Source organism: Flavobacterium sp. LPB0248, from assembly GCF_013388355.1.
Classification (GTDB): Bacteria; Bacteroidota; Bacteroidia; order Flavobacteriales; family Flavobacteriaceae; genus Flavobacterium.
Genome location: NZ_CP058246.1, coordinates 640,993 through 660,991 on the forward strand (window position 1 = coordinate 640,993; position 19,999 = coordinate 660,991).

The following is a 19,999-nucleotide window of genomic DNA, read 5'->3' on the forward strand; positions in this document are numbered from 1 at the left end:
AAGTCAGTAATTATTTCTGACCAGTTTTAAGAGAAGCATTTTTTGAAAGATTATATTCCTTCACCAGCTCCAAAGTATGATTTATAGATTTATTCGTTGTTCCGCCATCGTGTCCAGGAATAACGTATTTTGGATTTTTAAATTTCGACTGAACCTTTTTTATTGATTTCTCCCATTCTTTAACATCAGCATCTCCTAAATACCCCAAATCTTTTGCTTCGGTACTTTTTATGAAACATCCGCCATAAAGAACTTTCTCTTTTCCGAACCACGCTACAATATTGTCCGGCGCATGTCCTTTACCTGGATAATATACTTCAAATTTATATTGCCCAACTGTAAATACAGTATCATTTGGAATTATAAATTCAGCTCTTGGCTCATTTTTACTTTTCAGAATATCATCTGTCAATTTAATTGAATAGGTTTTGATTCCTTTTTTTCTGTAAAAATCAAATCCTCCTGCACGATCTTCATGAGAATGTGTGCCAAAAAGCATCACAACTTCTTTATTGTGTTTTGTTTTTATACTATCCAATAAAGGCTGAAACTGTGTTTTATCCCAAGGTGCATCAAAAAGCACAACACCTTTATCTGCAACTACATACATGGCATTGGCAGAAATTAAAGTTCCATTATAATCATGAAACGTTTTATAAACATAAAAGTCACCTGTTAGATGACTTATTTGTAATGGCGAATTCTTAGATTGTCCAAAGCTGTTTGAAACTACCGCTAAGAATAAAATTATCGAAGCTAATTTTCGCATTTAAATATGAATTAATTTTTTATTCTTGTCCAGTATTGTGTTCTTCCCATTAAAGAAATTCCAACATAACCGCGAAGTTTCAATTTATCTGCAGATTCTAAAGTAACATAACATTTGTATTTTTTACCGCTTGTAGGATCTAAAATTGTTCCTCCGTTATATTCAGAACCATCTTTTTTAAGTCCGTTTATAATAACCATTCCTAAAATCGGTTTATTTTTTTCAGCACCATCGCATTTTACACAAACATCTTTTTTGTGGCCTTCACGAAGTATATCTACAATCTTTCCATAAATTTTTCCAGATTTCTCGTAAATTTCTACTATAGATTTTGCTTCGCCTGTTTCATCGTCAATTGTTTTCCATTTTCCAATTACACTTTGACTTTGCATGGTTAGGGCAAAGAAGAACACTCCGATAGTTAGCATCAAGTTTTTCATATTATTTTTCTTTTTTTTGTTTTAATTTTCTGATAGAAGCATTCAATTCGAACCCTAAAAGCAGAATCATACAGTTTATCCAAATATAAAACATTAGAATTAATAATGTTCCAATTGAACCATAAAGTTCGTTGTATTTTGAAAATTTTATAACCCAAATCCCAAAAAAGAACGAAGATATAACAATTAAGATTGTGGTAAAAACTGAACCAATACTTATAAAAGGCACCTTATTATACTGTTTTGTACCATAACGCAATAATATTGAAGATGTTATCAAGATCATTAAAACAACAAACAAATAACGCCCTAAAATAATAAGCGGAATTCGATCACTCAGCACATCCTGAATAATTGTTTTTTGAATAAAAACCTCAAAGACTACAATTGTTGCGACTGTTACAAACAAAATAATAGTCATCACAATAGATATCGCCAACGCAACTAAATATTGCTTGAAAAAACCTCTTTTATCAAAGACATGTTTAGAAGATTCAAAACCGCTTAGAATGCCATTAATTCCATTTGCCATTAAAAAAATCGAAAGAAAAAATCCAGACGAAAGCAAACCCGAGTGACTATTATTTAAAATATCGCTGATAATTTTGCTGATTGCATCAAACGTATTTGGAGGAACACTCTGTTGTACGAACTGCAAAAAATCTTCCTGAAAATTATCTATCGGAATAAACGGAATCAAGTTTAAAATAAATAGCGCAAAAGGAAACAAAGCCATGAAAAAGCTAAACGAAACCGCACTCGCATGATATGAAAAAGCACCATCAACAATTCCTATGGTATACATTTCCAACAAATCATACAATGAAAACCCTTCCAGCCAAGGCAGTTTAATTTTCTTCAAAAGTCGGGCTAATGACCGCACCACAGGCAGTTTCTCAATCCGATCTTCTATCTCTTGCGACATATTTTTTGATTTTAGATTTTAGTCCCGAAGCTATCAGGAGATTTTAGTTTTACAAAAACCATAACTTATCACTCAAAATTCATAACTCCATTAAAAAGCTTTCAAACTCAAATCCATATTGCAAACAGAATGCGTTAAAGCGCCTGACGAAATATAATTTACACCACATAGAGCATATTCACGAACTGTTTTTTCGCTAATATTTCCAGAAGACTCTGTCTGACATTTTGAACCAATCAAATTTACTGCCGTTTTTGTATCTTCATAATTAAAGTTATCTATCAGGATTCTATGAACTCCGTCGCTCAATAAAATTTCTCTGATTTCATCTAAATTGCGGGCTTCAACAATAATTTTCAGATCTAAATTATTTTCCTTTAAATATTCCTTTGTTTTAGAAATAGCGCGCGTGATTCCACCAGCAAAATCAATATGATTGTCTTTCAGCATAATCATATCATACAAAGCATAACGATGATTTTCGCCACCACCAATTTTTACAGCCCATTTCTCTGCGGCTCTAAAATTTGGAGTCGTTTTACGAGTATCTAGTATTTTAGCATTTGTTCCTTCTAGAAGCTGCATTAAATGGCTTGTTTTTGTAGCAATCGCCGACATTCTCTGCATGGTATTCAAAACCACTCTTTCAGCTTTTAAAATAGATTGAGAGCTTCCTGAAACTTCAAAAACGATTTCACCATATTCTACACGTGTCCCATCTTCAATAAATGTTTTTACTTTTAATTTTGGATCAACATGTTCAAATATCATTTTAGCAAGCTCAACTCCAGCAATGATTCCTTGGTCTTTTACTAATAGTTTTGCCTTACCATGGGCAGTATCTGGAATACAGGCCAGCGAACTGTAATCACCTGGTCCTACATCTTCTCTAATGGCATTACTGATTAAAAGTTGTAATTCTGCTTGAAATTGAGCTTCGCTTATCATTTTTCTGTTTTTAATAATAATGCTAAATTAGGATATATTTTATGGATTTGAAAGTTCTAACAACATGAAAAATTAGATAAAACATCAAATACCTCTTTTTTAAACATTAAGATATTCACAAAAATAAAGTTACAATTCTTAACAATACTTAATCTCTTAATAAGAGATCAATTAAATATCTTTGGAGTTCAATCAAGCAAAATTTATGGGATTAATTAAAGATATTTACTCACTTTCTTTTTACGAAAAATTTGGTCAGGCCGTCGCCGAAGCGCATCCATCATTCAAAAAAGAGAAATTCATTGAAGCGATTTACGAAGGCAATTTTGCTCAAAAAGAATGGAAAGAAAGAATGAAGCACACAACAGTGGTTTTACATCAGTTTATGCCTCAAAATTTTCCCGAAGCCGTTGCTTTAATTGATAAAATCATCGAAAATTTAAAGAAAAATAGTTTCACTGATGGCAATTTGGCTTTCATTTTTTTTGCCGATTATATTGAAAATTACGGTTTAGACGATTTTGAAACATCTGTAAAAGCCTTTGTTTCTATCACACAATTTATAAGTTGCGAATTTGCCGTTCGTCCTTTCATTTTAAAATATAAAGAAAGAATGATTGACGAAATGACAAAATGGTCCTTACATGAAAATCAACATGTTCGCAGATTAGCAAGTGAAGGTTCACGACCGAGATTACCGTGGGCAATGGCAATTCCGTTTTTGAAGAAAAACCCTTCTCCTATTCTTCCTATTTTAAAGAATTTAAAAAACGATCCTTCAGAATATGTTCGAAGAAGCGTAGCTAATAATTTAAATGATATTGCTAAAGATAATCCGCAAATTGTATTAGAAATAGCTTCAAGATGGAAAGGCCACAGCAAAGAAACAGACGGAATTATTAAACATGGAAGCCGAACTTTACTGAAACAAGGACATCCTGAAATTTTAAGTCATTATGGTTTAGAAAGCACCAATATTGAACTTTCTTCTTTCGAAATCAAAACACCAACTGTAAAAATTGGAGATTATCTTCAATTTCATTTTCACTTGAACAATAAAAACGAGGAACCAAAAACAGTTCGTTTAGAATATGCTGTCCATTATAAAAAAGCAAAAGGACATTTGGCCAAAAAAGTCTTTAAAATCAGTGAGAAAATTTATCATCCGAATCAATTAACTAAGATTGAGAGAAACCAGTCTTTTAAACTCATTACAACGCGAGTTTTTCATACTGGAAAACATCAATTGTCTATTATTATTAATGGGACAGAGAGTGAAGCTTTAGAATTTGAGTTGATTGATTAAAAGTGAAGAATTCTCTTTTTTTTTTGTCATTCCGAGGAACGAGGAATCACACTCGGGATTCAACAAACATTGACGCTTTACTTTGCGGAGTTTCTTGTGTGATTCCTCGTTCCTCGGAATTGTAAAGGTTAGATATTTCGGTAACAAAATTTAACTTTAATAAATTTTGTTGCGATGAGAAATAACAGTCAGGATTCAACATTAGAAAGAAACTATTTAGAGAAGTATCGATTTTTGATAAGAGAATATGAGCAGGTAAAAAGTAAAACTCATCCAGTGCATAAAAAGGCGATGGATTTTTATAAGGCAAATGACACCTGCAGAAAAAGTTTCTTAAAGTATTATAACCGCTATAAGCAGAGCGGTAAGTCTTTAGATTTACTGCCTCAAAAACGTGGTCCAAAATACAAGACAAGACGTCCTTTACCTTTTATAGAACAAAAAGTAATTGAATTAAGAGAAAAAGGAAACAATAAATATGAAATTGTTAGTATCTTAAATCCCAGATTAGGAAAACATACACCTTCATATTCTGGAGTTTATAATATTTTAAAACGGCATAGAATAAACAGGTTAACTCCGAAGATTAAAAAGAATCATCAGAAAATAATCAAGGAAAGAATGGGACAGCTGGGTCATATTGATTGTCATTATTTAAGTAAAAGTATAATTCGTGGAGAAAACAAAAAGCTTTATTTAGTCTGTGTAATTGATGATTACAGCCGGATTGCTTGGGCTGAATTAGTTTCAGATATTACCAGTTTAACAGTAATGTTTGCTTCATTAAAATGTTTAAATATCTTAAGCAGCCATTATGAAATAAAATTTGAAGAGATATTATCTGATAATGGAGCTGAATTTGGACCTAAAACAAGCAAAGTAAAAAGCCAGCATCCTTTTGAAAGAATGCTTATGGAATTAGGCATAGTGCACAGATATACAAAGCCATATAGACCACAGACAAACGGTAAAGTAGAGCGCTTTTGGAGAACTCTAGAAGAAGATTTATTAAGAGATACTGATTTTGATTCTCAAGAAGAACTAAAAGAAGAATTATTACAATACTTATATTATTATAATCATGAAAGACCGCATCAAGGTATTGATGGTAAAAAACCGATCGAAATGATAAATCCGTTACCGAAATAAGTGACTTTTACAGGAATGACAAACAGAACTGCATAAAAAGAAGCATTTGAATTATTCCACATTTTCCTTACTTTTATAGATAATACAAAAAAACAACTTTTCTTAATCTAAATTAAGTTACAGATTTCTATCACCACCGTAATTTTGTTTTCAAATCAAATAAAAAATACCACATGTCAAATATTAGTTTAATTATCGAAGAACGCGCTGCCAATATTGGCAATTTTATGGTAGGCCGTTTATTGCCTTTCCGTGAAAAAAGAGCAGTTGGACCATTTGTATTTATCGACCATATGGGACCCGCACATTTAAGTGATCATGAAAATATGGATGTTCCTCCGCATCCGCATATCGGACTTTCTACTTTGACATTTTTGTTTGAAGGAAGCATTATGCATCGCGACAGTTTAGGAACAGAATTAGAAATAAAACCGGGAGCAGTAAACTGGATGACGGCTGGAAAAGGAATCGTTCATTCCGAAAGAACTCCAGAATATTTAAGACATTCAGATAAAATGCTTCACGGATTGCAGATTTGGGTGGCGCTCCCAAAAGAATTGGAGCAAATGGAGCCTAATTTCACACATGTTGAAGCAGATGACATTCCGGCTTGGGAAGAAGATGGCGTTTCATACAAATTAATTGCTGGCGAAGCATTTGGCAGAAAATCACCTGTTCCTGTTTATAGTCCGTTATATTTTATTGAAATTAAAAGCAAAGAAGCTAAGAAAATTAATATCGGACACCATTTGTTCGGAGAAAGCGGATTGTATATTTTAGATGGGAGCATTAAAAATGGCGAACATACTTACGATCCAAGACAAATTTTAATTACAACCGAAGCTTCTCTTTGTGAATTTGAAATTGCTGAAAACTCTACCGTTTATATTTTTGGAGGAGAACCTTTTCCTGAAGAACATTTTATCTTTTGGAATTTTGTTTCATCAGACAAAAACCTCATCGAAAAAGCAAAAACTGACTGGACAAACCAGACTTTTCCAAAAGTTCCAGGAGAAACAGAATTTGTTCCATTACCAGAACCAAGAATTAAATAACTTATGGATACAGTAAAAGCAACAATAGACACACGAAAATATCGCACCGAAATAACTTCTAAATCAGGGAATATTCTAATTGCTGACGAACCGCAAGATGTGGGCGGAAAAAATTTAGGATTTAGCCCGTTTGAACTTCTGGCTTCCTCTCTTGCTTCCTGCACTTTAATTACACTGCGAATGTACATTGACCGCAAAGCTTGGGATGTTTCAGAACTTACAATCTGGGTCGATTTTGAAAAAAATGAAGAACATACTGTTTCTTTATTTTCAACTAAAATCTTAATTACAGGAAATGTAGACGATGCTCAAAAACAGCGAATTTTGAAAATTGCTAACAGCTGTCCTGTTCATAAAACACTTATAAACACAATTAAAATAGAAACTTCTTTAGTATAAAACAATATGGAAATTCAACAAATAAACGATATAAGAAAAGGCTATTTTGAAGCCATCGAAGAGGGAAAAGAAGCCGGAAAAATGACCTACACTTGGGCAGGCGACAGCAAATTTATTATTGATCATACAGAAGTAAGTCCTGACTTTAACGGAAAAGGCGTGGGCAAAAAACTGGTTATGGCTGCCGTAGAATATGCGAGAACAAACAACTTAAAAATTATCCCGCTTTGTCCCTTTTCAAAAAGCGTTTTTGATAAGGTTGAAGAAATTCGTGATGTACTTTTTTCGTAAAGGTACAAAGTTGCAAAGGAGCAAAGCGACAAAGATTTTATATTGAAGACGCATTTTTGCGTCTTTTTTTAACATCCAGTTTGTCATTCTGAGGAACGAAGAATCACGCTAGAAATTCCGCAAAGCAAATTTTGACAATCTTTGTCGAGTTCCGAGTGTGATTCTTCGTTCCTCAGAATGACAAAAATTGTAAAACCTTTGTCGCTTAGCTCCTTTGCAGCTTTGTCCCTTTAAAACAAAATTTTCAAAATTCTCCGAAAACTCGTATATTTGCGCGTAATTTAATCTTAGAGTATGACAAGAATAATTACGCTTTTCTGTTTTTTTATAGCACAAATCGGCTTTTCTCAATCGGCTGAGAGTTATTTAGAAAAAATCAGAAATAATGAAGCTCTCTTAACAGCTTTCTTTCAACAAATGCCTAAAGGAGGCGATTTACACCATCATTTTTCAGGATCAGTTTATGCAGAACCTCTTTTAGAAAGAGCAATTGCAGAAGACTTTTATTTGAATCTTGAAACGATGGCAGTTTCTAAAACTAAACCTGCAAACGGAAACTGGGAAAATTTCTCCTCTATTAAAAATAAAGGAAAATTAGAATATTACGAACAGCAGATTATGCAGACTTGGTCGGTTAAAGATTATAACGGATCGGTTCCTTCTGACGACCAGTTTTTTGATTCTTTTATGAAATTTGAGCCTACCATTCAAGGCCATTTTGCAGAAGGAATGTTAGAATTAAAAAAACGCGCCATTGCCGAAAATGTAAGTTATATAGAAACACAATTATCTACAATTCCTTGTGATATGAATGTTTCGGATTTAACCGATTTCAATACCAAACTTCGTCAAGCTTCAGAACAAAAAGACGAAAAAGCAGTTCTGAAACTTTTGGATGAATTGTATAAATTGCTTCAGAAAAAAGATGCTAAAAAATATGCTGAAGATTTCAACAATAATTTTATAGCAAAACTCCATAAAGATTTGAAAATGGACGACGAACGTTTTACAATGCGTTATCAAAACTTTGTACTTCGTTTTATGGATCCAGTAGATTTATTCAAAAATTTGGTGATTGCTTTTATTTCGTCAAGCGAAAGCAAACTAACGGCTGGTGTAAATATCGTTTCTCCAGAACACGGACAAACTTCTATGAAAGATTACTGGTTACACATGGTGATGTTTAAATACTGCCATTCCAAATTTCCTGATGTAAAATATACGCTTCATGCAGGCGAATTGACTTTAGGTTTAGTTCAACCAGAAGAATTGACCTGGCATATTAATGACGCTATTTATGTTGCAGGCGCAAACAGAATTGGTCACGGAGTTGATATTGCATACGAAGCCAATTCGTATGATTTATTAAAATACATGTCTAAAAATAACATCCCTGTTGAAATCAATTTAACGAGTAACGAATTCATTTTGAAAGTGAAAGAAAACAGACATCCGTTTACGCTTTATAAAGAATTTAATGTGCCAATTGTGATTAGCACAGACGATGCAGGAATTTTAAGAAGCAATATGACAGAACAATATGTTTTATTAGCGAAAAGATATCCCGATGTAAATTACGAAACGATCAAAAAATACGTTTACAACAGCATCAATTACAGTTTTATTCAAGACGCATCAGTTAAAAAACAATTAATCAAAGATTTAGATAATCGTTTTAAAACTTTTGAAGCAAAGTTTTCCAAAAACTAATAAATAAAAATCAGCTAAATCTGCGAGAGTATATTTTTTCTCGCAGATTTGGCAGATCAAGCAGATAAAATTCATATAAATATGGTTCTAGAAGCAGCAATTCTCTATGTAAAACCAGAATTAGCATCAAAATTTGAAGCTGATTTTGCAAAAGCAAGTCAATACATTTCATCAATTGATGGTTATTTAGGTCATCGTTTAGAAAAATGTTTGGAAGTCGAAAACAAATATCTTTTATTGGTCGATTGGAATACATTAGAAGATCATACAGTAGGTTTTAGAACTTCTGAAGCATATTTGGAATGGAAAAAGATCTTACATCATTATTACGAACCTTTTCCTATTGTAGAGCATTTTGAAACGGTTTTTGAAAACAAAAAATAAAGTTTTCATTTTGCCACAGATTAAAAGGATTAACACAGATTAGATTATTTTAAATAAAAAAAATCTTTTTAATGCTTTTAATCTGTGGCAAAAAAAATAAAAAATAAAATTCGCGCTAATTAGTGTAATTAGTGGCAAATAAAACTGAACCAATGAACATCAAACTTATCGCCATAGGCAAAACAGATAATAAATCGCTTCAGACTTTGATAGACGATTACACCAAACGTTTGTCTTTTTACATCAAATTTGATCTGGAAATAATTCCCGATATCAAAAACGTAAAAAACTTATCTGAAAGCCAGCAAAAAGAAAAAGAAGGTGAATTAATCCTGTCTAAACTTTCGGCCACCGATCAGTTGATTTTATTGGATGAGAATGGAAAAACATTCTCAAGCGTTGGTTTTTCTGAAGAATTACAGAAGAAAATGAATTCTGGAGTTAAAACTTTAGTTTTCGTAATTGGTGGTCCTTACGGATTTTCTGAAACCGTTTATAAAAAAGCGCAGGGAAAAGTTTCGCTTTCGCTAATGACATTTTCACACCAAATGGTTCGCTTGTTTTTTATCGAGCAATTATATCGCGGATTTACCATTTTACGCAACGAACCTTATCATCATCAATAAGGTTTTGTTTCAGGTTTCAAGTTAGAAAATGAATTCTACTGGAAGTATATCAAGATTATAAGTCACGTCTTTTTGAAGTAGAATTTTATATTGAATGTATTCTTCATAACTCATATTCTTATCAAATAAAAACACCAGATCTGGCACTTTATCAAACTTTATACTATAAAAATGCTTTAATATTTCCGATATTTTTATTTCCTGATTTCCCATAAAAACTCGTTTCTTTCCTTTGCTAAAGTAAACTACAAAACTTCCTGCAGTAGGTTTCTCCATTTTATAAAACACTTTCGTAAAAGGCAAAAAGGCTAGATTTTTCCCAATAGAATCTGCATAAGAATAATAGTTTTCAGAATCTTCGTTCTGATGCATTTTCTCGTTACGCTTTTTTTCCTGCATTTTCATTACTTGCGGAATCACTAATTTCAATGGAAGACGTTTGTCTATATTTAAAATCCAATTGGTTGAAATTATGGCACTTTTTCTATTTAAATCGGCAATCGTGTCTTTTCCTTCAATTTTAAAAAAGATATAAATTGGCGAATGATCTTGGACGTCTTTTACAATTGAAACATTTGATTTTGGCAATAAAACGTCTTCTTTTTTTCCACAGGAGAACAAAAGACAGATTATAAGTATGGTAAAGTATTTCATTTTATTTATTTTTTACACAAAGAATTAATACAACGTTTTGTCATTCCGAGGAACGAGGAATCACACTCGAAACTCGACAAAGATTGGCGACATACTTTGAGGAAATACTAATGTGATTCCTCGTTCCTCGGAATGACAAATCTATCGTTTAAATAGTATTCAAACTCATTTTACCAAACAAAGTAACACATTCCATCGCTTCTTTCACATCATGAACACGAAGAATTTTAGCACCTTTTGTCAACGCAATTGTATTTAAGAATGTTGTTCCGTTTAAAGCTTCTTGTGGTGTAATATCAAGCGTTTTATAAATCATCGATTTTCTTGAAATCCCTACCAAAACGGGTAATTCTAAAATATTAAAAAGTTCCATTTTCTGCATTACTTCATAATTCTGATCGGTTGTTTTTGCAAAACCAAAACCTGGATCTAAAATCAAATCGTTGATGCCTAATGCTCTTGCTTTTTTCACTTTTTCAGAAAAATAGAAAAGCATTTCTTTAATAATATCGTCATATTGCGTCAAACTCTGCATCGTCTGCGGATTTCCTCGCATATGCATCATAATGTACGGAACGTTGTAATGCGCAATAACATCAAACATTTTATCATCAAGTTCTCCCGCAGCAATATCATTAATAATTGCAGCACCACTTTCTATACTTGCTTTTGCAACCTCAGCTCTAAAAGTGTCAATTGATAATAAAGCTTCTGGAAAATGCTTTAAAATCAATTCGATTGCCGGAACAATTCGGTCAATTTCTTCTTGTTCCGTTACAAATTCAGCGCTTGGTTTACTAGAATATGCTCCAATATCGATGAAAGTTGCACCTTCAGAAAGCATTTTATCTACTTGCAAAATAATTTCGTCTTCGTTTTTATATTTTCCTCCATCAAAGAAAGAATTTGGAGTAACATTTAAAATTCCCATTACTTTAGGAATCGATAAATCTATAAGTTCACCTTTGCAGTTAATTGTCATTGTTTATTTTGTTTCAGGTTTCAGGTTCCAAGTTGTGCATTAACACTTTGTTTAGAAAAAACTTGACACAAAGCGAACCTTAAACTTGAAACTCTTAAAAAATTATCCTTATTTTTGAAGAAATTTTAGCAAATATACAGCATATAAATGAAGAATACTTCCCAAGAATTTGATAATGTTATAGCGGTTTGTCGCACTTTGTTTATCAATAAAATGAAAGATTACGGCAGTGCGTGGAGAATTTTAAGGTTACCATCGCTGACGGATCAAATTTTTATAAAAGCACAACGAATCAGAAGTTTACAGGAAAATGAAGTCCGTAAAGTAGATGAAGATGAAAAAGGAGAATTTATCGGAATCATCAATTATTCTATCATGGCTTTGATTCAGTTAGAGCTGGGCGTTGTGGATCAGCCGGATCTTGACGTCGAAAAAGCAACTGAATTGTACGATGCTAAAGTAAAATTGACAAAAGAATTAATGGAAGCCAAAAACCACGATTATGGTGAAGCTTGGCGTGATATGCGTGTTAGTTCTTTAACAGATTTGATTCTTCAAAAACTACTTCGCGTTAAACAAATTGAAGATAATAAAGGAAAAACAATCGTCTCTGAAGGAATCGATGCCAATTATCAGGATATGATTAATTATTCTGTTTTTGCTTTAATCTTAAACCCTATAAATAAATAAAATTTCAAAATTTTTAAATTCCAAAATCCAAACATGATTGGAATTTGGAATTTATTTTTTGAGATTTAATATCTTAATATTTACGCCATGAAAAACATCATTACCCAATTCTCCCGATTATTTGTCGGTGTATTATTTATCATTTCTGGATTAATAAAACTGAATGATCCCGTTGGATTCTCTTATAAATTAGCAGAATATTTTAGTGAACCTGTTTTCAACATGCCTTTCTTAGAACCATTGGCTTTAGGATTAGCTATTTTTCTAGTAATTTTAGAAGTAGTTTTGGGTGTTATGCTTTTGGTTGGATATAAATCAAAACTAACAATCTGGGCATTATTGCTACTAATCATTTTCTTTACTTTCCTTACCTTCTATTCTGCTTATTTTGATGTAGTTAAAGATTGCGGATGTTTTGGAGACGCTTTACACTTAACGCCTTGGCAATCATTCACAAAAGATGTTGTTTTATTATTCTTTATCCTGATTTTATTTATCAATAAAAAATTAGTAAAACCTTTATTCTCTAAATTGGTTACCAATATTATCACTTTAATCAGCATCATTTTATGTGTATTTATGGCTGTTTGGGTGATCAATCACAATCCTATCAAAGATTTCCGCCCATATAAAGTAGGAACAAACATCGAGAAAGGAATGGAAATTCCAGAAGGTGCTCCAAAATCGGTTGTAGAAATGATTTTCATTTATAAAGTAAATGGCGTTGACAAAGAATTTACAGAAAAGGATTTAATGAATATTCCCGAAGGTGCTGTATTTGTTGACAGAAAAGACAAAGTAATTTCTGAAGGTTACGTTCCTCCTATTCACGATTTTACGATGACAAAAGATGATTCTGACTATAAAGAAGAATTATTAAAAGAACCAAAATTACTAATCTATGTAACTTACGATTTGAATTTATCAAATCCTGAAGGAATGAAAAAATTAGCTAAAGTTACTGCAGATGCAAAAGCAAAAGGCTACAAAGTAATTGGGATGACCGCTTCTGGAGCTGACGAAATTGCTAAAGCTAAAAAAGATTACGCTTTAGATATTGATTTCTATTTCTGCGATGGAACTGCTTTAAAAACGGTTGAAAGAGCAAACCCAAGTATTGTGGTTGTACATGACGGAACTATAGCTCAAAAAGTACATTACAATGATGTTGATGATTTGAAATTATAATATTTCGCAAAAGTATAAATTTCGAAAGCGCTAATAAACAGTACGTTTATTAGCGCTTTTTTTATTTTAATTATTTTCATACAAAAACCCATCTTTCAGATTCAGAATAATAATCCTACATTTGATTAAACCAAAAACTTATTATAATCATGAAAAAACTATTATCTATTTCATTACTTCTAGTTTTAATTCTTACTACGGGATGTGGTTCAGATGTACTCTGTTCTACTGGACCAGCAACTATTACTGTCGAATTTGTTGACAAAGATTCAGGAGAAAACCTGTTTGAAAACGGTACTTTCGATTCTAAAAAAGAGGTAACTATTACAGATTTAGATCAAAACAAAGTAATTGAATCTGCTTATGTGAATAGCGATAAATTAAATCGACTCACTTTCAGCTTAGGCTGGGAATCAAAATCACTTAAATATGCTATAACTATTGAAGGCAAAAATGTTTGCGAAATATATGCTGTCACAGAAAAGAGAACAGGAGGCGAATGCTCATCGGTAGCAATAAAATCAGTTGAAGTCAAAAATGCAGAATTAAAGCAAGATAATACAACTGGCGTCTACAAAATTCTAATTAATACAAAAGGCTGATTATTTTGTTTTTATATTTGTTAAAACACTCCGACAAACAAATCCTTTTTATGAAACAATTTTCAAAGTTTTTCCTAACTTTTATTTTTAGTTTTCTTTTAAATCTTAACAGCCATAGCCAAGAAAAACCCGCTGGTAAAGATCAACGCTACATTTTCTTTTTTCACAACAAATTTGTACAAGAAAACGATCTAAATGCCGCTCATCCTGAATATGGAAAAGCCGAATATAACGAAATATTAGAATCATTCAGAAAGGATAATTTTATTGTTTTTAGCGAAAAAAGAAAGAAAAACACAAACTCTGCTGAATATGCCCAGAAGATGGCAAAGCAAATCAAAAGTCTTATAAAGAAAGGCGTTCCTTCCAATCATATTACGGTAATTGGAACATCGCAAGGTGGTTATATTGCTCAATACGTTTCGACTTATCTTTCTAATACAGATCTGAATTTTGTTTTTATTGGATGCTTTAGAGATATCGACATTCAAGAAATTCCCGATCTTAATTGGTGTGGAAATATTTTGACTATTTATGAAAAATCAGATATTTACGGAGTTTCTGCCATTAAAAGAAAAGAAACTTCAAAATGCAAAATAGAGCATTTTAAAGAAATTGAACTTAACACAGGTCTAAAACATGGTTTTTTGTTCAAAGCTGCAGACAATTGGATTGCTCCAAGTAAAAAATGGGCAAATGGCAATTATGAATTAAATTAAGCATTTGAAAACATAAAGAAAGCCTTCAATAAAATCAAAATTATTGAAGGCTTTCTTTATTGCAATCTGACGTTTTTTTGATTAAAATCTTTTTCTAAAAATAAAATTTTTATCTTTTTTTTATCTGCAAAATATCTCCGTTAGAAAAAAACACCATTTTTCGTCTCTACTATTACGATTTCAAAACACTTTTTTCAACCAAAAAACGTCGTTTTGTTACAAAATAAACGACTCTTCAAATTTTGTTAATCTGCAATTGGCATTCGATTTGTTTGTTTAACTTTGTGAATTCAGTACCCTAATAAAAAATAATTTTAATCAAATATGAAACAATTAGTCCTAGCCGTAATTGCATTTATTTCTTTTTCTTGCACGCAAGCTCAGAAAACTGCTTTTTCTAAAGAAGCTTTGTCTGAGAAATTACTAGCCACTGACGGAAGTCAGGTTACTTTCAAAAACATCTTAAAAAAATATAAAGGCAAAACTTTGGTTATCGAAGTTTGGGCTTCTTGGTGTGGTGACTGCGTAAAAGCAATGCCAAAATTAAAAGAATTACAAGCCAATAATCCTGATGTGTCTTACTTATTCATTTCGGCTGATAAAACGGCTGATAAATGGAAAGCTGGAATCGAAAAACATGAGTTAAATAAAGGCGATCATTATATGATGAACGATGGCATGAAAGGTCTTTTCGGAAAAGCTATTGATTTGGACTGGATTCCAAGATATATTGTGGTTGACAAAACAGGTAAAATTGTTTTATACAGAGCGATCGAAACTGATTTCGAAAAAATCAATTCTACTTTACAATCATTGAAATAATCTTTCAATAACAATGTCAACATCAAAATTCAATTTAAATTTTGACTTCTTTCAAAACAAAAAACAAAAAAATAATATAAAACTACCAAAATGAGAAAATCGATTGTTGCAGGAAACTGGAAAATGCATAAAAATGCTGCGCAAACTGAAGAGTTATTAAACGAATTAATTGCTAAAATTCCAGCAAAAACAAATGCACAAGTAATTGTAGCTCCAACTTTTGTAAACTTACAAGCTGCTGCAGCTAAGTTGAAAAATACAACTATTGGAGTTTCTGCTCAAAACGTTCACCAAGCAGAAGGCGGTGCTTTTACAGGAGAAATTTCTGCAGATATGTTAACAAGCATTGGCGTTAATACAGTAATCTTAGGTCACTCTGAGCGCAGAGCTATTTTCCACGAAACTGATGCTTTAATCGCAGATAAAGTTGATACAGCTTTAAAACATGATATGACAGTAATCTTCTGCTTCGGAGAAGAATTAAAAGATCGTCAGTCTGGAAATCACTTCAACATTGTTGAAAACCAATTACGTGATGGAGTTTTCCATATTGCAAAAGAATCTTGGTCTAAAATTGTTTTAGCTTATGAACCAGTTTGGGCTATTGGAACTGGAGAAACTGCTTCGCCAGAACAAGCGCAAGAAATGCACGAATTTATCAGAGAAGTTATCCGTAAAGCTTTTGGAGCTGAAATCGCTGACGAAGTTTCTATTTTATATGGTGGTTCTGTTAAACCAGAAAACGCTAAAGAAATCTTCTCTAAACCAGACGTAGACGGTGGTTTAATTGGAGGTGCAGCTTTAAAAGCTGACGATTTCTTAGCAATTGTTACTGCTATCTAATTTTAGATTTTGAAATCCCTATATAAAAAAAGCGTCCCGATGCATCGGGACGCTTTTTTTATGCTTATACTTCTTGTTCACTCAAAGTCAAGTTTATATTTACTTATATAACTTATATGGTTCAAAAAACTTCCTAATTTATAAATGAAGATAGTAACGGACAATTATATTTTTTAAACGTTGATGTTGTTTTATAAATCGAATAAAAATTAACCAGTTCCTTCCCTGCTTTAAACGGATTTTTAGCTTCTTCTTCGGCAGTAATCATATCAGCATAGTGATTGTAGTAATTACACTCAAAAATCATTAAACTGGCCATTGCTTTTTCGTTACTGTTTTTAGACATTTTTAGAGCCTTTTCGTAATACATTTTGGCCATTTTCAGATTGTAATAATTACCGTTCTGATATTTCTTTTCATTTTCAGTATTATCTCCGTAAACATAATCTGTATATGACCCGCCTGAACTCCAATCGTAGGCCGTCATCATCCAGGAATTCCCTAAATAGGAAACATTAAAATAAGCATGTGCTAATTGCAGATTACTGCTTGCTGTATTTTGTTTTTTAAGCTGAATTAATTTCGCAATAAAATCAGTTTTATTGAAACGATAATCGAATTTACGCTCTTTGTCGTTTTGAAGAATTTTAGGCGTAAAAGGGTTTTCGTTTAAATAATTCTTATACTCATAATTCTTTTCCCAAAAATCCTGAGGCATACTTGAAAAAGTTTCGTAAGCCAATTCTAGATCGTTATTTCTAAAAGCGATTGTTCCTTTTAAATCTTTATAATAATTGACATTTGGTGCAATTGTTCCTGAACAAATGTACTTTTCAAAAGGCGTTTTATTGGACTTCTCCTGTAAAGCGATCAAAATATCCATATCTTTTACAGATGCATTGCGGTCAAAATATCCTATATAACTAAAAAAATACGGGTTATTGTAAGCCGAATATTCTCCTTCATTTTTAATGTCCGATTTCATTGAAAGCAAACCAGCAGCAACAACATCTCCTTTTTTACGAAAATCATCACTTGCAATTCGATACAAACTATATAAATTTTTAAATAGTCCGTGATCGGTTTCTATTAAATCTTCAACAGAGCTGAAATAAGCATAAAGCTGATTCTGAACTTTTTCATTCTTTAAATCATCTTGTTTTAATGAAACCAAAGCCAATTGGATGTTCTTTTGCATTTGTATTGAAGCATTAGCTTTATCAGAAATCAAGTCAGTATATTTTTTTCCTTCGTCAATCTGATCGTCAATAAAACATAACTGGGCTATTACTGCAGTGATATAATCTTTCTGCTCGCCTGAGGTTTGTTCGCGAATCGAAATCAGGAAATATTCTAATTCTCTCAAGTATAAAATATCTTTATTGAAGTTTTCTTCTTTCGCTTTAGCGTAATTTTCATACCAATCTGTAGAACTAAAAGTTACTGAAGGAGTTCCGTCATTGGTGTACTGAGGTGTAAAAATCCAATCTTCAAGTTTATTTACTTCTCGTCCTATTAAAAAGCTTAAAAACAAACTATTCGGACTTAACTCAAAAATTTCTTTAATCGCTTTCAAATCAGGTGCAGGGTTTCGAAGACTTTCGATGGATAAAATTACGCTTCGTTCTTCATCGTTTTGTGCCAATTCCAGAGTTTCTGCTGTCAATTTCCAATTATAATGCTGTAAAACGGCAAACGATTTTTCTTCGCAAGTATTAAAAACTGTACTCAATAAGTAATTTTGCAAAGGTTTATTATCAACACATAAAGCATTATAATACAATGCCCACGGTTTAAGAATTGTATTTGATTCTAAAGCAAAATAGTCATTATATAATTGCACAACTTTTTGCTTTTGCTGCGCATAAAAATAATATCGTAATGCTAAAAAAGCGTAACGCTGTTTTAGAAAAGAATCTTTAGCAGACTTTATTTTCTTTTCAAAATCGAAATTATCTACTAAATCATCATTCTTATAATTACTGCCTACTTGTCCCCAAGATTCCCATTTTGTATATTCCACATTACCATATTCCAGTTTTTTAGCCAGCAGAATATAATTTAAAAAGGCTTTGTTTTTAGACAATAATAAAGCTTCTACAAAAGTGTTTTTTGGGAATGCATTTTTCAAAGTTTTGTTTTCGAATGCCGTTTGAAATTGTTCAGAATCTGTTTCATACAAAATCACATGAACATCGTCTGGATTAATACTGTTTCCTAATTTCTTTTTCCATTCTAAACAATTCTTTTCCTGATCAACACTAGAAATAGTATTGGTTGCATAATAATTATCTGCCGAATAATAAAATGGCGTAAGCTTAAAGAATCCTTCACGTTGCGCCTTAAACAAAGCTAAACGGCTCGTTTCTGGAGAAACACTCCATCCGCAGGCAAATGAAAACTGAACGCTTAAAAGTAAAAGTAAACTGCTAAAAGCGCGCATAAAAATTGGAGATATTTTCGGTTCCATAATCGTTTATGTATTTTTTATCAAAAGAGAAAAAAGTCACTTTTGTTTCATTATCAATCTGAATTTTATTTTTAACAATCGAAATCATTTTATCCAATTCATTGTCTGAAATTTTTTCGATTCTAATTTCGTCACCATTTCTCAGATACGTCTGACCTACTAAAACATCATCTTGCAAAACATATTTTGAATCTGAAGTTTTCTTTACTTTAATCGTATCTTTTATCAATTGATCGTAATCGGACAAAATGCCTTTAAATTGATTTCCTCTAAAAGCAACTGCCCAACTGTATAATGGCAATGCAATATCTAATTTGAGTTTATAATCGCTATGCGTTATATATTGCGCCAATTCTTCGCTAGTTCCAATTGAGTTTTTAGTCTGAAAATCATCTGGTTTTGTAATATTATAACACATCAGCAAACCTCTATCAACTGGTGGAATTCCAGCTTTTGTAGCATATTTATATTGCCAAAGCCTGATTGTTGCTACAAGTTTTGAAGACGGAAACTGCTTTTTAATCTGCTTTAATAAATAAAAATAATTCTTCTGAGTTTTTTCGGTCCAGTCACAATCGATTAAGATTTCTTTAAAATCAACTTTCAATTTGGCTGATTCGGCTGATTTTACTGAATCGTAATTTAATTGTTTAAAGTCTTTTTGTTTGTAGTAATCTTTTGGATACACAATGTTTGAAGCCAACAATTCGGCTTTTCGGTCATTCATTCTTTTTCCAATCTGCTCTATTCGTTTTGCCATTCTTACCGCCAAACTATCCAATTGTTTTGTATCTGATTTTAAAACAACTTCATTTGTAATAAAAATGCTTGGCGTTATTTCTGGATTGCTTTTATTGAGTGAAATGTCCTGAATAGTAGCCACTGGAAGGGATTCTTTTGAATAGGGATTATAATCGACATCAAAGAATCGGACGTACATATGTTTTACATCCATTTTATTTACTAATGAATCTTCTGCCTCTTGAAAATACATATCGGTTTTCCAATAACAAAAGGATCGGATAAC

Annotated in this window: 22 protein-coding genes; 14 read left to right on the plus strand and 8 right to left on the minus strand. The window is 32.1% G+C overall.

What is annotated here, in order from left to right; translation table 11 throughout:
- Window positions 1-10: 10 nt before the first annotated feature.
- From bla-B1-FLAV to nadC, 4 genes are all read right to left on the minus strand, one after another.
- Window positions 11-769: a subclass B1 metallo-beta-lactamase gene (bla-B1-FLAV, locus tag LPB248_RS02465; protein WP_177210022.1), complete on the minus strand. Its 759-nt coding sequence runs from the start codon at window positions 767-769 to the stop codon at window positions 11-13.
- A gap of 11 nt (window positions 770-780) precedes the next feature.
- Entirely contained in the window at window positions 781-1,209 is a 429-nt protein-coding gene (locus tag LPB248_RS02470; protein WP_177210023.1) for a DUF2147 domain-containing protein, read from the minus strand.
- Window position 1,210: 1 nt separating this feature from the next.
- Window positions 1,211-2,134: a YihY/virulence factor BrkB family protein gene (locus tag LPB248_RS02475; RefSeq protein WP_177210024.1), complete on the minus strand. Its 924-nt coding sequence runs from the start codon at window positions 2,132-2,134 to the stop codon at window positions 1,211-1,213.
- A 90-nt stretch (window positions 2,135-2,224) separates the two neighbouring features.
- On the minus strand, window positions 2,225-3,082 hold the full coding sequence (nadC, locus tag LPB248_RS02480) for a carboxylating nicotinate-nucleotide diphosphorylase (RefSeq protein ID WP_177210025.1): 858 nt from the start codon (window positions 3,080-3,082) through the stop codon (window positions 2,225-2,227).
- A gap of 205 nt (window positions 3,083-3,287) precedes the next feature.
- On the opposite strand from nadC, the gene LPB248_RS02485 reads away from it, so the two are divergent.
- The 8 genes from LPB248_RS02485 (at window position 3,288) to rlmH (ending at window position 10,002) form a co-directional block, all read left to right on the plus strand.
- A complete protein-coding gene (locus LPB248_RS02485) occupies window positions 3,288-4,388 on the plus strand; it encodes a DNA alkylation repair protein (protein WP_177210026.1) in 1,101 nt (366 codons plus the stop codon).
- Between the two features lie 174 nt (window positions 4,389-4,562).
- Complete coding sequence (locus LPB248_RS02490) at window positions 4,563-5,537, plus strand: integrase core domain-containing protein (RefSeq protein ID WP_177210027.1); 975 nt, start codon at window positions 4,563-4,565, stop codon at window positions 5,535-5,537.
- 173 nt (window positions 5,538-5,710) lie between these two features.
- Window positions 5,711-6,592, plus strand: a complete 882-nt coding sequence (locus tag LPB248_RS02495) for a pirin family protein (protein ID WP_177210028.1) — start codon at window positions 5,711-5,713, stop codon at window positions 6,590-6,592.
- 3 nt (window positions 6,593-6,595) lie between these two features.
- Complete coding sequence (locus LPB248_RS02500; protein ID WP_177210029.1) at window positions 6,596-6,991, plus strand: OsmC family protein; 396 nt, start codon at window positions 6,596-6,598, stop codon at window positions 6,989-6,991.
- Between the two features lie 6 nt (window positions 6,992-6,997).
- On the plus strand, window positions 6,998-7,282 hold the full coding sequence (locus LPB248_RS02505) for a GNAT family N-acetyltransferase (protein WP_177210030.1): 285 nt from the start codon (window positions 6,998-7,000) through the stop codon (window positions 7,280-7,282).
- 294 nt (window positions 7,283-7,576) lie between these two features.
- Window positions 7,577-8,992, plus strand: coding sequence for an adenosine deaminase (locus LPB248_RS02510; RefSeq protein WP_177210031.1), 1,416 nt, complete (start codon window positions 7,577-7,579; stop codon window positions 8,990-8,992).
- Between the two features lie 81 nt (window positions 8,993-9,073).
- Window positions 9,074-9,376, plus strand: a complete 303-nt coding sequence (locus LPB248_RS02515; protein ID WP_177210032.1) for an antibiotic biosynthesis monooxygenase family protein — start codon at window positions 9,074-9,076, stop codon at window positions 9,374-9,376.
- Between the two features lie 152 nt (window positions 9,377-9,528).
- A complete protein-coding gene (gene rlmH / locus LPB248_RS02520; RefSeq protein WP_035648259.1) occupies window positions 9,529-10,002 on the plus strand; it encodes a 23S rRNA (pseudouridine(1915)-N(3))-methyltransferase RlmH in 474 nt (157 codons plus the stop codon).
- Window positions 10,003-10,023: 21 nt separating this feature from the next.
- Here rlmH and LPB248_RS02525 read toward each other — a convergent pair whose 3' ends face one another.
- Complete coding sequence (locus tag LPB248_RS02525; RefSeq protein WP_177210033.1) at window positions 10,024-10,656, minus strand: hypothetical protein; 633 nt, start codon at window positions 10,654-10,656, stop codon at window positions 10,024-10,026.
- A 148-nt stretch (window positions 10,657-10,804) separates the two neighbouring features.
- Complete coding sequence (gene folP / locus LPB248_RS02530; protein WP_177210034.1) at window positions 10,805-11,638, minus strand: dihydropteroate synthase; 834 nt, start codon at window positions 11,636-11,638, stop codon at window positions 10,805-10,807.
- Window positions 11,639-11,785: 147 nt separating this feature from the next.
- Between folP and LPB248_RS02535 the strand changes: the two genes are divergently transcribed.
- The 6 genes from LPB248_RS02535 (at window position 11,786) to tpiA (ending at window position 16,502) form a co-directional block, all read left to right on the plus strand.
- Window positions 11,786-12,328: a DUF1599 domain-containing protein gene (locus tag LPB248_RS02535; RefSeq protein WP_177210035.1), complete on the plus strand. Its 543-nt coding sequence runs from the start codon at window positions 11,786-11,788 to the stop codon at window positions 12,326-12,328.
- Window positions 12,329-12,415: 87 nt separating this feature from the next.
- Window positions 12,416-13,516 carry a BT_3928 family protein gene (locus LPB248_RS02540; protein WP_177210036.1) on the plus strand — a complete coding sequence of 367 codons (1,101 nt, stop codon included), beginning with the start codon at window positions 12,416-12,418 and terminating at the stop codon, window positions 13,514-13,516.
- 149 nt (window positions 13,517-13,665) lie between these two features.
- Window positions 13,666-14,118 (plus strand): hypothetical protein, encoded by a 453-nt coding sequence (locus tag LPB248_RS02545; RefSeq protein ID WP_177210037.1) that lies wholly within the window; start codon window positions 13,666-13,668, stop codon window positions 14,116-14,118.
- Window positions 14,119-14,168: 50 nt separating this feature from the next.
- Window positions 14,169-14,837: a YqiA/YcfP family alpha/beta fold hydrolase gene (locus LPB248_RS02550; RefSeq protein ID WP_177210038.1), complete on the plus strand. Its 669-nt coding sequence runs from the start codon at window positions 14,169-14,171 to the stop codon at window positions 14,835-14,837.
- Between the two features lie 324 nt (window positions 14,838-15,161).
- Window positions 15,162-15,659, plus strand: coding sequence for a TlpA family protein disulfide reductase (locus LPB248_RS02555; protein WP_066035041.1), 498 nt, complete (start codon window positions 15,162-15,164; stop codon window positions 15,657-15,659).
- 90 nt (window positions 15,660-15,749) lie between these two features.
- On the plus strand, window positions 15,750-16,502 hold the full coding sequence (tpiA, locus tag LPB248_RS02560) for a triose-phosphate isomerase (protein ID WP_177210039.1): 753 nt from the start codon (window positions 15,750-15,752) through the stop codon (window positions 16,500-16,502).
- 133 nt (window positions 16,503-16,635) lie between these two features.
- On the opposite strand, the gene LPB248_RS02565 is transcribed toward tpiA, so the two are convergent.
- Window positions 16,636-18,972: a hypothetical protein gene (locus tag LPB248_RS02565; RefSeq protein WP_177210040.1), complete on the minus strand. Its 2,337-nt coding sequence runs from the start codon at window positions 18,970-18,972 to the stop codon at window positions 16,636-16,638.
- On the minus strand, window positions 18,932-19,966 hold the full coding sequence (locus LPB248_RS02570) for a hypothetical protein (protein ID WP_255462997.1): 1,035 nt from the start codon (window positions 19,964-19,966) through the stop codon (window positions 18,932-18,934). Before LPB248_RS02570 ends, LPB248_RS02565 begins: the two co-directional genes overlap by 41 nt.
- Between the last annotated feature and the right edge of the window lie 33 nt (window positions 19,967-19,999).

Excerpts from the sequence above, each read along its gene's own strand:
- bla-B1-FLAV (WP_177210022.1), bottom strand. The coding sequence starts at position 769 with ATGCGAAAATTAGCTTCGATAATTTTATTCTTAGCGGTAGTTTCAAAC.
- LPB248_RS02540 (WP_177210036.1), top strand. The coding sequence starts at position 12,416 with ATGAAAAACATCATTACCCAATTCTCCCGATTATTTGTCGGTGTATTA.
- LPB248_RS02535 (WP_177210035.1), top strand. The coding sequence starts at position 11,786 with ATGAAGAATACTTCCCAAGAATTTGATAATGTTATAGCGGTTTGTCGC.
- rlmH (WP_035648259.1), top strand. The coding sequence starts at position 9,529 with ATGAACATCAAACTTATCGCCATAGGCAAAACAGATAATAAATCGCTT.
- LPB248_RS02570 (WP_255462997.1), bottom strand. The coding sequence starts at position 19,966 with ATGTATTTTCAAGAGGCAGAAGATTCATTAGTAAATAAAATGGATGTA.
- LPB248_RS02515 (WP_177210032.1), top strand. The coding sequence starts at position 9,074 with ATGGTTCTAGAAGCAGCAATTCTCTATGTAAAACCAGAATTAGCATCA.
- LPB248_RS02495 (WP_177210028.1), top strand. The coding sequence starts at position 5,711 with ATGTCAAATATTAGTTTAATTATCGAAGAACGCGCTGCCAATATTGGC.
- folP (WP_177210034.1), bottom strand. The coding sequence starts at position 11,638 with ATGACAATTAACTGCAAAGGTGAACTTATAGATTTATCGATTCCTAAA.
- LPB248_RS02500 (WP_177210029.1), top strand. The coding sequence starts at position 6,596 with ATGGATACAGTAAAAGCAACAATAGACACACGAAAATATCGCACCGAA.
- LPB248_RS02555 (WP_066035041.1), top strand. The coding sequence starts at position 15,162 with ATGAAACAATTAGTCCTAGCCGTAATTGCATTTATTTCTTTTTCTTGC.
- LPB248_RS02475 (WP_177210024.1), bottom strand. The coding sequence starts at position 2,134 with ATGTCGCAAGAGATAGAAGATCGGATTGAGAAACTGCCTGTGGTGCGG.
- LPB248_RS02525 (WP_177210033.1), bottom strand. The coding sequence starts at position 10,656 with ATGAAATACTTTACCATACTTATAATCTGTCTTTTGTTCTCCTGTGGA.
- nadC (WP_177210025.1), bottom strand. The coding sequence starts at position 3,082 with ATGATAAGCGAAGCTCAATTTCAAGCAGAATTACAACTTTTAATCAGT.
- LPB248_RS02485 (WP_177210026.1), top strand. The coding sequence starts at position 3,288 with ATGGGATTAATTAAAGATATTTACTCACTTTCTTTTTACGAAAAATTT.
- tpiA (WP_177210039.1), top strand. The coding sequence starts at position 15,750 with ATGAGAAAATCGATTGTTGCAGGAAACTGGAAAATGCATAAAAATGCT.
- LPB248_RS02470 (WP_177210023.1), bottom strand. The coding sequence starts at position 1,209 with ATGAAAAACTTGATGCTAACTATCGGAGTGTTCTTCTTTGCCCTAACC.
- LPB248_RS02565 (WP_177210040.1), bottom strand. The coding sequence starts at position 18,972 with ATGGAACCGAAAATATCTCCAATTTTTATGCGCGCTTTTAGCAGTTTA.
- LPB248_RS02505 (WP_177210030.1), top strand. The coding sequence starts at position 6,998 with ATGGAAATTCAACAAATAAACGATATAAGAAAAGGCTATTTTGAAGCC.
- LPB248_RS02490 (WP_177210027.1), top strand. The coding sequence starts at position 4,563 with ATGAGAAATAACAGTCAGGATTCAACATTAGAAAGAAACTATTTAGAG.
- LPB248_RS02550 (WP_177210038.1), top strand. The coding sequence starts at position 14,169 with ATGAAACAATTTTCAAAGTTTTTCCTAACTTTTATTTTTAGTTTTCTT.
- LPB248_RS02545 (WP_177210037.1), top strand. The coding sequence starts at position 13,666 with ATGAAAAAACTATTATCTATTTCATTACTTCTAGTTTTAATTCTTACT.
- LPB248_RS02510 (WP_177210031.1), top strand. The coding sequence starts at position 7,577 with ATGACAAGAATAATTACGCTTTTCTGTTTTTTTATAGCACAAATCGGC.